This is a genomic window from Agathobaculum massiliense (assembly GCF_900291975.1).
Lineage (GTDB): Bacteria > Bacillota > Clostridia > Oscillospirales > Butyricicoccaceae > Agathobaculum > Agathobaculum ammoniilyticum.
In genome coordinates this window covers 2,696,287-2,711,261 of record NZ_OMPN01000001.1, presented here as the reverse complement: position 1 = coordinate 2,711,261, position 14,975 = coordinate 2,696,287, and the positions used below count along the sequence as shown (strand labels likewise).

Genomic DNA, 14,975 nt, shown 5'->3' with positions numbered 1-14,975 from the left:
CTGTTTTTCCTCTTATTCTCCCTGATTGATCGCAGAAAGGCGCTGCAAAATCAAGGTGATCTCCTGCGCGGTGATCGGCTCCTCCGGCCGGAAACAGCCGTCCCCATCCCCTTGAAGGATGTTTTGCGCCGCCATTTTTTCAATCGCCGCCTGCGCCCAATAGCCTTGATATACATCGGTAAACACGGGCGCCCCCGCTGTGGAATCGCTGTCGGACAGCGTGGAAGCGATCACGCAGAATTCCGCGCGGGTAAGGAGCGCGTCCGGCTGATAGCTGCCATCCGCATAGCCGTTCAGCAGGCCGCGGTCGTGCAGCCGCGCCAGCGCAGCCGCGTGCGCACTGTCTGGGCTTACATCTGCAAACCGCGCCAGCTCGGGCTGCTCCACCGCAGTCTGATCGGTCAGGCTGTCCGCCAGCAGCACCGCCGCCTCCCCGCGCGTGACCGGCGCCGTATCATCCGACCTTGGGATATTCGTCTTGAGCAGCGGCGTGACCTTGCCTGTGGCCGCATCCACCCGCGCGGCAAACGGAAACTGTACGTTTTTTCCCGCCGCCCTGGTCGTCTGCGCAAATACGCGGTTCTGTGCGACCATGGCTTCCAGCTCATCCGCGCAGGCCTTCAGGTCGTCCTCGGTCAGGGAAAGGATCGCCGCGCGTTCCGCCGCATAATCCGCCTGGGTGTGTCCGGACCGTGCCAGGCCCAAGCCGCTTGCCCGCGACCATTCCGCGTCCATGTCAAAGGTGTTGACCGCATTTACCTGAAAGCCCGCCAGCTCGCTCGGCGCAAGCTGCATCGACCGCAGGTAATCCGCCGCCCCGCGGAACACCGCCACCGCCTCGTCCACGCTCACGCCGCCTGACGAAACCATGGTAACGCCGTTTGCATCGAACAGCAGGCTCGCGCCATAGGCGCCGCGCTTGTCGCGCAGCTCCGGCAGCATGTATTTCGCAGTCAGCAGCGGCCCCAGCACATCGTAAACCGCCATATTTTCCGGCGGCGTGCGGAACTGGCCGGTCAGCATGACATGGTTGGCGTCCTGCGTGTTTGAGGATACCACAAGCGCGCTCGGCCATCCGCCGGAAATCCATTCGCAGGAGGATATGCCTGTTCCCGCGGGCAGCGCCGCGACAAATGCCGCAGCCGCGCGCCGGAACGCTTCAAAATCCGCGCGGCTTCCGGTAAACTCCGCGACCACCCCTGTGCGCTGAAGTACACGCTCCAGCAGGGTGCGCATCTGTTCGAGCAGCGCGGCGTCCCCGCCCTCGTTTGCCGCCGCTTCCTCAATAAACGCCTTATAAGACATAGACGAGCCGACAAACCCCGCCGGAACGCGGTCCATGAAGCGGTTTGCTTGGGTGCTGGATTGCAGCATCATGCTGTATTCATAGTAATACGGATCCCGATATTGTGCGCGCAGGCTGTCTCTCCGTTCGGTCAGAAAGGTACGTAACGCAGCCGCATCCGCTAACGGCTGCCCACGCAGCAGCTCTGCCGCCGCCTGTACCGCATCCGCGGCCTTTCCGGCTTCCACACCGCCACCGAGGGCGAATGCAGGCTGAAGCGTATCCGGTGCGTCATACCGTTCGCCCGAAGACATTCCAGTATAAAGGGACAGCCCTGCCTCCTCGAACTGATCGTTCAGATATTCGCACAGCAGGCACCATACGGAGGCTTCCTCCTGCCGAAGTTCGATTGGGAAATAAAGAGAAAATGCCGGCGCTTCCGTATCCGTCGCCTCATTGAAATACCAGGTCACGCCATCCGTGGTTTGGCTCGTCTGTTCCATGGAAAACGGGTCCTCTGAAAAGGCGTTCAGGTCGAGTGTGGGAAGTTTGGCGAGTACCGCTGGATCATCCGGCTGGTCCAGCCAAGCATTAAACGCCTCGGTGTCCCGCTTCACCTGCTCCAATCCGGCCGCGTCCAACCGCGGTTCGGGGATGGAGTACTTAGCCGCGCCATTGCCGGAGATGACGATTGTTTGGAACTTGCTGTCCCTCCATTCTGCCGCAAGCGACTTAAAATATGACATATCCTGTCGCAAATCCGCAATAACGTCCGATCGGTCGATGCAAGCGAAGGGGTCCCCCGCATAGGTGAAGCCCATAAACACCTCTTCCCGTGCAAACTGCTGCGCTTTCTGCTGCTGGTCAAGCACTTCGTCCAGTAACGCGGTTGGGAAGCCGTTTTGCGCCGCATTCTCCAGCAGCTTTTGGAATACCGAAACCACCTCATCCTTTTGCTCCACCGGCACCTCGGACAGTATCACGCCGACATTGTAGATGCCGCCCGCATTGCCGCCCACCGTATAGGGCAGCGCCTCGGGGAACGCCTCGCCAAGCTGCCGCTGCAGACAGGTCAGCATCGCGCCCCAGGCCTCCATCTTCCCTGTATCCAGGATGCTCGGCCCATGCGCCATAAAGCCGATGTCCACCGTCTGCGTGGAACCGGTCACATTATACTCCTGTACGATCTGTGCTTGCGCGATCGGCTGTGCCTGGATGGTCACAGCCGGCGTTTCACCTTTGTCTGTTTTATTCAAATATCCATCCAGCATTTTGAGCGTTTTACCGATATCCTGCTTTCCCGCCGTATATACCAGCATATTGGATGGGCGGTAATAGGTGTCGTATACCCACATGACGTCCTCATAGGTCAGGTCAAGCAGCTCCGGTATCGCGCCGCCGGAATCAAATGTTGCTGGGGAGTCGCCATAGAGGTTTTCATACAGCTTATCGGATACAAAATCTAGCGAATTCTGGTCTGTATCCAGGCTTTTCAGCCGCAGCTCGCTGTACACAATACCGTTATATCGCGCTTTTCCGTCCGAATATTCGATGCGGATACCCTGCTGCTTGAAAATATTCGGCTCGCTGCGCAGCAGCGGGAACAGCACACACGTCGTATAAATATCCGCGAGATTATAAAAGTCTTGCTCCGCCTCGGTGCGGAAAACATAGGTGGTATAATCCTCGCTCGTATACGCGTTCAGTTCCTGCGCGACCGAGCTGTTGCGCAGAATATGCATCAGGTCATTGAGAGGATATTGCTCGCTTCCGTTGAGCAGGGAATGCTCCAGAACATGGTTCGCGCCCTTGCTGTCCTCCGGCGGGGTTCGGAAGCCGATCGCGAACTCGCGCGTTTCGCTGCCGTTTTCCAGCCAGACGACCTGTGCGCCCGTATCCGTATGCCGGAGCAGATGGTATGTTCCTTCGCCTGTACCCTGCGTTTTTACCTCGGTAAACCCGTGCTGCCCGTATCTGCCCGCCGCGGCCGCCTCCGCCGGCACGAGCGGCAGCAGGAGCGCAAGCACTGTTGCGAATGCCGCCAACCGTTTTTTCATGGGATACACCTCACCCTCGTGTATTATCTGTACTGTATGTAATAGTACAGCTATATATTAACAAACCGCTGCCGACTTGTCAACAGCGGTTTGCCTGTTTTTTTACGCCTCAATGACCTCCTGCGCCATCTGGAAGAAATCATCCATCGTCAGGCTGCCCGGGTCAAAGGTATAGATCGAATAAGCGATGTCACCCTCGATCCACGATACGCGGTAAAACACCTTTTCCTCACGCTCGTCCGAACCGTAAGCAATATTGATCTCGCCGCGATCGAATGCCGCCTGTTCCTCCGCCGTGGGCTGGCTGTTGCCATCAGCCGGCAAATAAATGCCCTTCATCTCGCGGTAGTGTACCTCGGTACCCGCCACCGTGCGTACCGTATCGTAGGGAGAGGTATACTCGCCTTCCTCCTGCACCGGATCAAAAGCCAATGTCAATTTTACGCCATCCTGCTCATAATCGAGCTGAATACCGGTAAACGAACCCAGAGTATGGTTGTTTTCGTCCCGTTTATCGGTCATGCTCTCGTTACCCTTTTCAAAGACGAAGCCATTCGAGAATGACTCAACATATTTCGCTCCCGCTATATTTTCCTGCACATAGGCGGCTGTTTTTTCGAAATCCGTCCAGTTCTTATCCAGTCGGGTACTCGATCCCCAGCTTACAACGCCGCTGCCCGCGACCGCGCCGGTCACGGCAACTGCCGCCACCAGGCATACCGCTGCCAGACGCTTGCCCCATTTGGGCCGGCGGCGCAGTTCTGCGGGCGCTCCGCTCTTCAGCGCAAAATCAATCCGTGTCTTCAGCTTGTCGGGCGCTTCCAGCCCCTCTGCACACTGCTTCATCGTCTCTCTGATCGTGCGGTCCATCTTCATTTCATCCATTTGTTGCAGCCTCCTTTGGCTTTCCCTCTTTTGCGGTCAGCGCCTGCCGCAGATGGCGGCGGGCGGAAAACAGGCGGGATTTTACCGTACCTTCGGTCACGCCCAGCGTGCATGCGATCTCCTTAACCGGAAGGTCGTCAAAGTAATACAGAATCGTCACGACGCGCCGCTTTTCATCCAGCGCATACAGCGCTTCATACAGCCGCCGCTGCTCGTCGGTGCGGAGTACGGCGGACAGCGCGCTTTCCGCCTCTCCGGTTTCAAAGAATTCCGCGACCGGTGTCTCGCGTTTGGTTTTCCGGCAGTACTTCCACGCTGCCCGCGACAGCGTTTTCAGCAGCCACGGTCGGAATTTCGCACCGTCTTTCAGCGATCCGATCGACCGCGCGCAGATGACGAACGCCTCCTGCGTCAAATCTTCACCGTCCGCACGGTTTCCCGTAATCAGGCATGCGACGCGGTAGGCGTCGTTTTTATAGCGCGCATACAACTCGTCAAACGCCTGCATATCGCCCCGCTGCATCCGGCGAACCAGTTCTTCATCGGTCATGTTTGCAATGTCCTTTCTCCGTTTTCGGTGTACCTGATAATAAGAGCACCGAAAACGGCAATCGGTTCAAAAAAATTTTTTAGGTTTATGCGCCGCCTGTTTTGGTACACCTGTCAATAAGAGCCGACCTCCTGCCGTTTGGTTCAAAAAAAACGCGAGCCAGGTCGCTGGCCGTGTGGCGCGGACCCTTTCCCTGATATGACTATACTATACCCGAAATCAGACGCGGAGGAAAGTCCCTGCCACCCGCTACGCGGATATTTTTCACGGCTCCCGCTTTCTATCGTGCATCATATCGGCACTCTAAAAAGACTATTTATTCATTTTTATAAAAACAAGACCGATATTCGCAAAAAACATCTCTATTCTACGTTTTCAGCGTCAAACCGTGCGCAAATAAAAAGCAGCCTTTCCGGCTGCTTTTGCTTTGTGGTTCTCTTTTCGCGCGGTTTCTCCGCGTTTATCCGATGTTTTGCGGCAGCCGTTTCAGCCCAGCTTAGGGAACAGCTCCTGATCGATCACCGCGTCAAGCGTCATACCTGCGTAAGCGATCTGGGCTAGCCCGTCGATGAACCGCGTGACCGCTGCCAGCAGCACGGAAATATTATCCGCAATAAACGGGATGATCTTTTCCAGCTCCAGCGAGCCATCCACTAAGGTATTGTGCTTCAGGTAGATCTGCCCCGCCTGCTCAAAAAAGCCGAACGCACCCAGCGCGCAGAAATCGTTGCAGTAGACGCACGCCTTGCGAAGCTGCGTCTCATGCGTATCCGGCGCGCCCTGGAACAGTGTGACGAAAAACTGCAGCAGCCCCATATCCTCCGCCGGAAGCTGCATCGGGATAAAGCAGCATTCTATCACAACGTCCTTGGCCACTTTGCCCTGACGCATAGCCTCGCACCGCAGCAGCGTCGGCGCGCCCTCCTGCCGCATTACCTCCGCGCGGAACCCGTTCTGATTCAGCACATCGGACATACAGCTCAATATCTGTTCCTGTTGCTCTATTTTCATATTCCTATATCTCTCCTTATGGAACACGGCGCGGACTCCCTGCCGCGCCGTGCATCGCTTATTTAACGCCGATGTCCCTGCGGTAATGCGCCGCCTCAAAATGGATTTTTTCCACATCCGCATACGCTTTGCGGATTGCTTCCTCCAGCGTGGGGGCGACCGCGGTCACGCCCAGCACACGCCCGCCGCTGGTGACGAATGTACCACCCCTGACCGCCGTACCCGCGTGGAACACGAACGAATCCTTCACATCCGCAAGGCCGGTAATCTCCTTGCCCTTTTCATACGCCTTGGGATATCCGCCGGACGCCATGCAAACGCAACACGCAGCGTTGTCGGCCCAATGGATTTCGATTTCATCCAGTTTTTCGTCGATCACTGCATTGAAAATATCGAACAGATCGGTTTCCAGCCGCGAAAGCACGGCTTGCGTTTCCGGATCGCCAAACCGTGCGTTATACTCGATCACCTTCGGCCCTTTGGGCGTCAGCATCAGGCCGAAATACAGCACGCCCTTGAACGGCCGCCCTTCCTTGGCCATCGCCGCGACCGTCGGCTGGAAGATCGTTTCCATACAAACGGCCGCGATCTCCTCCGTATAGAAACGGGAAGGGGAAAACGCCCCCATGCCGCCGGTGTTCGGTCCCGCGTCACCGTCGTAGGCGCGCTTATGGTCCTGCGCGGACGGCATGGTTTTCAGGTGCTTCCCGTCCACAAACGCCAGCACACTAACTTCGGGACCGGTCAGGTATTCCTCGATCACCACGCGCGCGCCCGCGCCGCCGAACGCATGCCCGTCGATCGCGTCCCTGACCGCGGCAACCGCTTCTTCCTCTGTCATTGCCACCGTTACTCCTTTGCCCAGCGCCAGGCCGTCCGCCTTGACCACAATCGGAGCGCCGTTCCGCCTGATGTAGTCGATCGCGGCGGTGGAATCCTCAAATACCGCATAGGACGCGGTGGGGATGCCGTATTTCTTCATCAATTCCTTGGCGAATGATTTGCTCCCCTCAATAACTGCCGCGTTTTTCCGCGGGCCGAACGCGCGGATGCCCGCTTCTTCGAGCGCATCCACCATGCCCAGCGCAAGCGGATCATCCGGCGCGACCATCACCAGATCCGGTCGCTGTGCCTTTGCAAACGCAACGACACCGTCGATATCGGTCGCCTTGATCTCCACGCATTCCGCTTCCTGCGCGATGCCGCCGTTGCCCGGCGCGCACCAGATATGATCTACCTTGGGGCTTTTTTTCAAAGCGTGGACGATCGCGTGCTCACGGCCGCCGCCGCCGATTACCAAAACTTTCATGATTTATCTACCTCCATACGGATGTATTGCTGCTGGGCGCGGAACATATCCACCAGTAGGGCGACATGGGCCAACGGCAGCAGCATGCTGGCGATCCGGATCCCCTGCGCGACCACCGGCTCCTCCAGCCAGTCGAACGCCATGACAAGCCACAGGATATACCCTGTGCTCCATACAGCCACCAGCACCCATTCCAGAACGACCTGCCGCCCCGCCGCGCGCATCTGGTCCGCCGCCGCAAGCAGCAGCATGCAGCCGAGCAGAATAAGCGGCACAAGCGAAGCATACTCCAGGATATTCCCCCAATACGGCGGCAGGACCGCTGGCCCGCAGACCACCGTAAAGCCGATCAGCACATCCGCTGTGATACTCGCCCGCCGGAACCACGGAGACGCCTGTTGTTGGGAAAGCGCGCCCGCCGAGATCACGGCATACGCCACCAGCTCCAGCATCCAGTTGCCCGCCAGTGCCGTGCTGCCCAGCATCGCCAGCTTGATCACAATGCCGGCCGCGATCCCCAGATAGGCGTAATAGCTTTTGAGAACATTCATACTTTATCCTCCGCAAGCAGCGTTTTCGCGCGCCACAAATACCGCACCATCCAAGCATAGGAAACCACCGCCGCAAGCAGCGCCACAACCTCCAGCCCCATCTGCACGCAGAACAGCACGGTATACGCGCCCTGCTGGACCGAAAGCTCGGCCTGCCCTTCGAAATACGGCAGAAAGCCCATCATGGACGCGCCGCGCTGCACAAGCGTCGCCATCGCCCAGGTGCGGCCCAGGCGCAGCGTCTGCTCAGAGGCGTCGGCCGCACGCAGCCGGCGGTCAAAATCGCGCTCCATCGGCAGGTAGAACAGCAGGAACAGCAGGTTGACCGCCATATTGCCGACCCATGCGGGATCCGTACCGTTCGGTACCGTCACCGTGAGCAGAGCACCCACCGCTGACGCGCCCAAAGCGACCCAGCAACGCAGCCAGAATGCCGCAAATGCGTTCATCAGATAGCACAGCGCCATCAGCAGCATACCGACCGGCCGGAGCGTCCCATTGAGGAACAGGGACGCCGCTATCTGCGCGGCAAAGGCAGCCAGCGTCCAGACCGCCGCACCGGAAGCGTTGCTCCGGCTCAATGATGGAACAGGCGCATGCCGGTGAACGCCATCACAATACCATATTTGTTCGCGGTTTCAATCACGTTATCATCGCGGATCGAGCCGCCCGGCTGGACGATATACTGCACGCCTGACTTGCGCGCGCGCTCTACATTATCCCCAAACGGGAAAAATGCGTCGGAACCGACCGTGACGCCGGCATTGCCCTTGATCCAGGCCAGGCGCTCCTCACGGGTGAGCGGCTCCGGCCTGACCGCGAATGTATTCTGCCAAACGCCCTCCGCCAGCACATCCTCGTATTCGTCCGAAATATATACGTCGATCGCGTTGTCGCGGTCCGGACGGCGGATACCTTCCTTGAACTGCAGGCCCAGCACCTTGGGATGCTGGCGCAGGAACCAGTTATCCGCCTTATTGCCCGCAAGGCGCGTGCAGTGGATGCGACTCTGCTGGCCCGCGCCCACGCCGATGGTCATACCGTCCTTCACATAGCACACGGAATTGGACTGCGTATACTTAAGCGTGATCAGCGCGAGGATCATATCATGCCTGGCGCTTTCCGGCAGCTCCTTCTGCTCGGTCACGATATTGGTGAGCAGGCTTTCATTGATCTCATAATCGTTATAGCCCTGCTCAAAGCGGATGCCGAAGATATCGCGCTGCTCAACCGGCTTCGGCGCATAGTCCGGATCGATCTTAACCACATTGTAGCCGCCCTTGCGCTTGGTCTTGAGGATCTCAAGCGCCTCGGCAGTGTAGTCCGGCGCGATAATACCGTCCGATACCTCCCGCGCGAGATAAGCTGCGGTATCCGCATCACAGGTATCCGACAGCGCCGCCCAGTCGCCGTAGGAGCACAGGCGGTCCGCGCCGCGCGCGCGGATGTAGGCGCATGCGATCGGCGACAGTTCGTGGTCAGCCTCCACGAAATAGATCTGCTTTTCCACGTCGGTCAGCGGCTTACCCAGCGCCGCGCCCGCAGGCGAAACATGCTTGAAGGAGGCCGCGGCCGGCAGGCCGGTCGCCTTTTTCAACGCCTTGACCAGCTGCCACGCGTTGAACGCGTCGCAGAAATTGATATACCCCGGCTTGCCGTTCAGGACCTCGATCGGCAGCTCGCCCTCGGTCATAAAAATGCGCGCGGGCTTCTGGTTGGGGTTGCAGCCGTATTTCAATGCCAGTTCTTTCATTCGTTTCCCCTCATTTCACATGCTTGTTTTTGATGACCTGCTCGTATTTACCCGTTTCCAGGTCGATATACCGCACGAAGAGCGAAATCTTGTTCTGTTCGTTCAGGCTGTCCCACATCATGTCCGCGAACTCCTGCAGCGGCAGCTCGATGCGGACGCATTTCGGCTCGCCGCGGAACGGGAGCAGCGGGTTGCCGTCGCACAGGTAGGTATGGATAAAATGGCCCAGCCCAGGCACCGGTTTGTCATATTCATAGAAAAAGCGCTTGTTCGAGGTCCGGTCGGAGGTAAAGTTTTTGAGAATAGACAGGCTGTACGAGCCGTCCTCGTTGATCACGCCGGAAATGCGGGAGGTATAGTTGGGCGCGTCCGGCTCAAACTGGCGGGTGCGCAGGGCGTCGATATAGCTTTTTCCCTGCCGCAGATAGTCGCAGATCGTATCCGTCTGGTCGCCGTTGGTCACGACCGTCCTACCCGCGCAGACACGGACCGGATGATAAATAATCAGGGAGGGGTCGGTCATTCGGGACGGGTCAAACGCTTCCGTGCGGATTCCATCCTCGGTTTCCACAAACACGCGGTTCCGGCTGTTCTCCGACCGGCCCATGATGAAATAGGCCGCAACGTTCCTTTTGTTATCCTTTGTACGGCCGAAAATGATGCCGCGGCCCGGATAGGTGTTGGACACCAACTCATCCGCGATATTGAACACATTTTTGCTCATAACGCAAACACACTCCTTTGTTACTTTCTCTTGACGGCCGCGCCGTCGACGGTCAGCCTGCCCGCGCAGAAATCGGACACGGCTTGCGGAAGCAGCTGCCATTCCGCCTGAACCATCACGCGCTTCTGCAGCGTCTCCGGCGTGTCATCGTCCTCCACTTCAATCGCTTTCTGCGAGATAATCGCGCCTCCGTCCACCACTTCAGATACAAAATGCACGGTTGCGCCGGTCACCTTCACCCCTTTTGCCAAAGCCGCTTCATGGACGCGCAAGCCGTAGAAGCCCTCCCCGCAGAACGCGGGGATCAGCGAGGGATGGATATTGATGATGCGGTTCTCATAACGGCGGCAGAAGTCCGCGCTGAGCACGGTCATAAAGCCTGCGAGCACAACCAGCCCGATCTCCCGTTCGCGCAGCAGCGCGTCCAGCGCAGCGCCGTATGCGTCGGGAGAAGCGAACTCCCTGCGCCGCAGCACCGCGGAGGGGATACCGGCCTTCGCCGCCCGTTCCAGCGCAAACGCGTCCGGATTGGAGGAGACGACAAACGCGATGCGCCCGTTTTCGATCTTGCCCGCCTGCTGCGCATCGATGAGCGCCTGCAGGTTCGTACCGCCGCCAGAAACCAAAACTGCAATGTTTATCATATTGGATCTCCATTTTCTGCGCCGCAGCGCGCATTGAATCAAACTCTGCGTAGCCGCGCCGGCGTCAGACGAGTTCCACGCCCTTCTCGCCGTTCACGCACTCGCCGATGATATACGCCTTTTCTCCCGCGGCCGAGATCGCGGCGACCGCGCGCGACGCGTCCTCCGCGGCAACCGAAAGCACCAACCCCGCGCCCATATTGAACGTGTTGTACATATCGCGCTCCGGTATGCCGCCCGTTTTGGCAATCAGGCCGAACACCGGCGGCACCGGCATGGCGCTTTTTTCGATCTTCGCGCAAATGCCTTCGGGCAGCATACGCGGCACGTTTTCGTAAAAGCCGCCGCCGGTGATATGACTGATGCCCTTGACATCCACCTTGCCCATCAGGGATTGGATCGCCTTGACGTAGATTTTGGTCGGGGTGAGCAGCTCCTCGCCCAGGGTTTTGCCAAACTCGTCGATATAGCGGCGCACGGACTTTTCATTGATGCCGAGCGTCTTGCGCACGAGCGAATAGCCGTTCGAGTGTACGCCCGAGGAAGCCACGCCGACCAGCGCGTCGCCCTGCCGGATCGTCGTCCCGTCGATCATTTTCTCCTTATCCACCATGCCGACCGAGAACCCTGCCATGTCGTACTCGTCCTCCGGATAAAAGCCGGGCATCTCCGCGGTTTCGCCGCCGATCAGCGCGCAGCCCGCCTGGCGGCAGCCCTCCGCGATGCCGGAAACCATCTGCGCGATCTTGGCCGGATGGTTCTTACCGACCGCGATATAATCCAGGAAAAACAACGGCTGTGCGCCGCAGCACGCGATGTCATTGACGCACATGGCCACGCAGTCGATGCCCACCGTGTCGTGCTTATCCATCAGGAAGGCCAGCTTGAGCTTGGTACCCACACCGTCCGTACCGGAAACCAGGATGGGGTCGGCCATGCCCTTGAAATCCGGACGGAACAGGCCACCAAAACCGCCCAGCGTACCCATCACGCCCTTGGTAAAGGTCGATTCGACCATCGGCTTCATCAGCTTGACCGCTTCATAGCCCGCAGTCACGTCAACGCCGGCAGCCTTGTAGCTTTCAGAACGGCTTTCACTCATAGTAATACTCCTTCGTCGTTTAATATGGGAGCGGCTTATTCTTTGCCGCTCCAGCAGTAGGTGCAGACCTTATCGTGGTCCAGGCCGATGGCCTCCAGCAGTCCGTCAAGCGACTGATAGCCGAGCGAACTGAATCCAAATTTTTCGCAAATTGTCTTGAGCATGCACTGGCCGCGCTTGGTATTCGCATCCGCGTATTCCTCCAGGTGCTTCTGCCCCTCATCGCCCTCCAGCTCCTGCACGGTGCGGCGGGCCAACAACTCCATCTCGGAATTACTGGAGGAGAAATTCAGGTATTTGCAGCCGTACATGATCGGCGGACAGGCCGACCGCATATGGACCTCTTTTGCGCCGGATTCGTACAGGAACTCAACGGTTTCACGCAGCTGGGTGCCGCGCACAATCGAGTCGTCCACGAACAGCAGCTTTTTCCCCTCGATCAGCTCGGGTACTGGGATCTGCTTCATCTTGGCGACCTGATTGCGGATCTTCTGGTTGGCCGGCATGAACGAGCGCGGCCAGGTCGGGGTATATTTGACAAACGGACGCGCAAACGGTTTGCCGCATTCGTTGGCGTAGCCGATCGCATGCGGCACGCCGGAATCCGGCACGCCGGCAATAAAATCCACATTTTCCGCCAGGCCGCGCTTTTTATCGTCGCACGCCATGATCTCACCGTTGCGGTAGCGCATCACCTCGACGTTGACACCCTCATAATTGGAATTGGGATAGCCATAATACGTCCAGAGGAACGCGCATATTCTCATTTCCTTTCCGGCCGGCGACAGCGTTTCAAATCCATCCGCCGTGACCTTGACGATCTCGCGCGGCCCAAGCTCATAGGCATCCTCATAGCCGAGCTTGTGGTACGCGAACGACTCGAACGAAACGCAATGCCCGTCCTCGCTTCTGCCAATCAGCACCGGCAGGCGACCCAGCCTGTCGCGCGCGGCGATGATCCCCTCCCGCGTCAGCGCGAGCAGGGTGAGCGAGCCGTCGATCAGCTCCTGCGCGTGCAGGATGCCGGATACCAGGTCGTCCTTCTGGTTGATGAGCGCCGCAACCAGCTCGGTGGAGTTGACCTTGCCCGAACTCATGGCCATGAACTGATGGCCATGGTCGGAAAAATAGCGGGAAACCAGCTCCTCCGCGTTGTTGATGATACCAACCGTGGTCAGCGCGTACAGGCCAAGGTGGGACCGCACGAGCAGCGGCTGCGGGTCGGTATCGCTGATGCAGCCGATGCCGCTGCAACCCTGGAAATCCTGCAGATCCTTTTCAAATTTGGTCCGGAACGGGGTATTTTCAATATTGTGGATCTGGCGCTGAAAGCCGACCTCCTTGTCGTAGACGATCATGCCGCCCCGCCGTGTACCCAGGTGCGAATGATAGTCCACGCCGAAAAATATATCCAGTACGCAGTCCTGCTTGCAGACCGCGCCAAAAAATCCTCCCATAGTTGCTCCTTATCTTTTTCCGGTTTTGGGTTTGCCCGATCAGGCGCGTTCCCGCAGGCGGTTACTTGCCCAGCACGCGCTTCATGATCTCCTGATACGCTTCCTCGACGCCGCCCAGGTCGCGGCGGAACCGGTCCTTATCCAGCTTCTCCTTGGTGGTCTTGTCCCACAGGCGGCAGGTGTCCGGACTGATCTCGTCGGCCAGCACGATTTTACCGTCCGCAGTCTTGCCGAACTCCAGCTTGAAATCGACCAGGAGTACGTTCAGCGTATCGAAATACTGCTTCATGACCTCGTTGACCTTGAACGCCATGCCCTTGATCTGCTCGATCTCCTCGCGGGTGGCGAGTTTCAATGCGATCGCGTGGTACGCATTCATGAGCGGGTCGCCCAGATCGTCGTTCTTATAGGAGAATTCGACGGTCGGCTCGTCGAACACGATGCCCTCCTCCACGCCGTAGCGCTTGGCAAAGGAGCCGGCCGAAATGTTGCGGATAATGACCTCGAGCGGTACGATAGAAACCTTTTTCACAACCGTTTCGCGCTCAGAGAGCTGCTCGACGAAATGGGTCGGCACCCCCTGCTGCTCCAGAAGCTGAAACATGTGGTTGGACATGACGTTGTTGATCGCGCCCTTGCCGACGATCGTCCCCTTTTTCTCCCCGTTGAACGCGGTCGCGTCATCCTTGTAATCGACGATGACCAGGTTCGGGTCGTCGGTCGCAAACACTTTCTTTGCCTTTCCTTCGTACATCTGCTCTTTCTTTTGCATGTCCATTTCCTCCATTTATATGTGTAATTTAAAAACAAACAAACCTTTGTTTTTGGGTTTTACCCAGTCCGCGCAGGTGGTTACGCAAACTGCGCCTTTACCTTTTCATCCTTGGCCATGACCTCGTCGGCCATTTCCTGCTTAAACTGCCGCAGTTTTCCGGCAAGCGCTTCGTCCGACAGGGCGAGCATCTGCGCCGCTAGGATGGCTGCGTTGTCCGCGCCGTCAATCGCCACGCACGCGACCGGAATGCCCTTGGGCATCTGCACCATGGACAGCAAGCTGTCCATGCCGCCCATCACGCTGGTTCCCATCGGCACACCGATGACCGGCAGCGTGGTGTAGGCTGCCAGCACGCCGCCCAAATGCGCGGCCTTGCCCGCCGCTGCGATGATCACGCCGAAGCCCTCTGCCGCCGCGTTTTTCGCAAGCTGCTCCGCCGCCGCGGGCGTGCGGTGCGCGGAGCAGATCCGCACCTCGGCCGGTATGGCAAACGATTTCAGCCGGTCCACGCATTTTTCCATAACCTTCAGGTCGCTGTCCGACCCCATGACGACGAGCACCTTTTTCATCGCATATTCCTCCTCAAAAACAAATGAGGACACGGATAGACCCGTGTCCTATATACGCGCTCAATTAGCTGCACCGATGCCCGAAAGCATGCACGAATGCCCGGTACCCAGATTGAAGAACTGCATGCGGATAGACTGCGCCGCCTTATCCAGAAACACGCTTCCGATCATGTGTACACCTCTTTCGCTGCTTGTCCTGCTATCAGTGGAGATACATTAATATTTTATCCAAAGCGCCTGTGTATTGCAAGCGTTTTACGCCGTTTTTTCTCGTTTTGTACAAATGCCCAAAGATGGGGGCCG

The 14,975-nt window shown here is 58.2% G+C and carries 14 protein-coding genes; all 14 read right to left on the bottom strand.

What is annotated here, in order from left to right:
• Positions 1-12: 12 nt before the first annotated feature.
• On the bottom strand, positions 13-3,342 hold the full coding sequence (locus tag DBQ51_RS13775; protein ID WP_107631840.1) for an S-layer homology domain-containing protein: 3,330 nt from the start codon (positions 3,340-3,342) through the stop codon (positions 13-15).
• Between the two features lie 102 nt (positions 3,343-3,444).
• Positions 3,445-4,227 carry a hypothetical protein gene (locus tag DBQ51_RS13770; RefSeq protein WP_107631839.1) on the bottom strand — a complete coding sequence of 261 codons (783 nt, stop codon included), beginning with the start codon at positions 4,225-4,227 and terminating at the stop codon, positions 3,445-3,447.
• Positions 4,220-4,777: an RNA polymerase sigma factor gene (locus tag DBQ51_RS13765; RefSeq protein ID WP_107631838.1), complete on the bottom strand. Its 558-nt coding sequence runs from the start codon at positions 4,775-4,777 to the stop codon at positions 4,220-4,222. Before DBQ51_RS13765 ends, DBQ51_RS13770 begins: the two co-directional genes overlap by 8 nt.
• Before the next feature lie 486 nt (positions 4,778-5,263).
• Positions 5,264-5,788, bottom strand: a complete 525-nt coding sequence (locus DBQ51_RS13760) for a hypothetical protein (protein ID WP_107631837.1) — start codon at positions 5,786-5,788, stop codon at positions 5,264-5,266.
• A 58-nt stretch (positions 5,789-5,846) separates the two neighbouring features.
• Entirely contained in the window at positions 5,847-7,097 is a 1,251-nt protein-coding gene (purD, locus tag DBQ51_RS13755; RefSeq protein ID WP_054328055.1) for a phosphoribosylamine--glycine ligase, read from the bottom strand.
• Positions 7,094-7,648 carry a hypothetical protein gene (locus DBQ51_RS13750; protein ID WP_107631836.1) on the bottom strand — a complete coding sequence of 185 codons (555 nt, stop codon included), beginning with the start codon at positions 7,646-7,648 and terminating at the stop codon, positions 7,094-7,096. Before DBQ51_RS13750 ends, purD begins: the two co-directional genes overlap by 4 nt.
• Complete coding sequence (locus DBQ51_RS13745; RefSeq protein ID WP_054328057.1) at positions 7,645-8,229, bottom strand: hypothetical protein; 585 nt, start codon at positions 8,227-8,229, stop codon at positions 7,645-7,647. The genes DBQ51_RS13750 and DBQ51_RS13745 overlap by 4 nt, the downstream gene beginning before the upstream one ends.
• Positions 8,226-9,401, bottom strand: coding sequence for a phosphoribosylaminoimidazolecarboxamide formyltransferase (locus DBQ51_RS13740; protein ID WP_054328058.1), 1,176 nt, complete (start codon positions 9,399-9,401; stop codon positions 8,226-8,228). Before DBQ51_RS13740 ends, DBQ51_RS13745 begins: the two co-directional genes overlap by 4 nt.
• A 10-nt stretch (positions 9,402-9,411) precedes the next feature.
• Positions 9,412-10,125, bottom strand: coding sequence for an IMP cyclohydrolase (locus DBQ51_RS13735; protein WP_107631835.1), 714 nt, complete (start codon positions 10,123-10,125; stop codon positions 9,412-9,414).
• Positions 10,126-10,145: 20 nt separating this feature from the next.
• Positions 10,146-10,769, bottom strand: a complete 624-nt coding sequence (gene purN / locus DBQ51_RS13730) for a phosphoribosylglycinamide formyltransferase (protein ID WP_054328060.1) — start codon at positions 10,767-10,769, stop codon at positions 10,146-10,148.
• Between the two features lie 64 nt (positions 10,770-10,833).
• Positions 10,834-11,871, bottom strand: a complete 1,038-nt coding sequence (gene purM, locus DBQ51_RS13725; RefSeq protein ID WP_054328061.1) for a phosphoribosylformylglycinamidine cyclo-ligase — start codon at positions 11,869-11,871, stop codon at positions 10,834-10,836.
• 35 nt (positions 11,872-11,906) lie between these two features.
• Complete coding sequence (locus tag DBQ51_RS13720) at positions 11,907-13,328, bottom strand: amidophosphoribosyltransferase (RefSeq protein ID WP_107631834.1); 1,422 nt, start codon at positions 13,326-13,328, stop codon at positions 11,907-11,909.
• Positions 13,329-13,389: 61 nt separating this feature from the next.
• Positions 13,390-14,100 (bottom strand): phosphoribosylaminoimidazolesuccinocarboxamide synthase, encoded by a 711-nt coding sequence (purC, locus tag DBQ51_RS13715; protein WP_054328062.1) that lies wholly within the window; start codon positions 14,098-14,100, stop codon positions 13,390-13,392.
• A gap of 80 nt (positions 14,101-14,180) precedes the next feature.
• On the bottom strand, positions 14,181-14,672 hold the full coding sequence (gene purE / locus DBQ51_RS13710; RefSeq protein WP_107631833.1) for a 5-(carboxyamino)imidazole ribonucleotide mutase: 492 nt from the start codon (positions 14,670-14,672) through the stop codon (positions 14,181-14,183).
• Between the last annotated feature and the right edge of the window lie 303 nt (positions 14,673-14,975).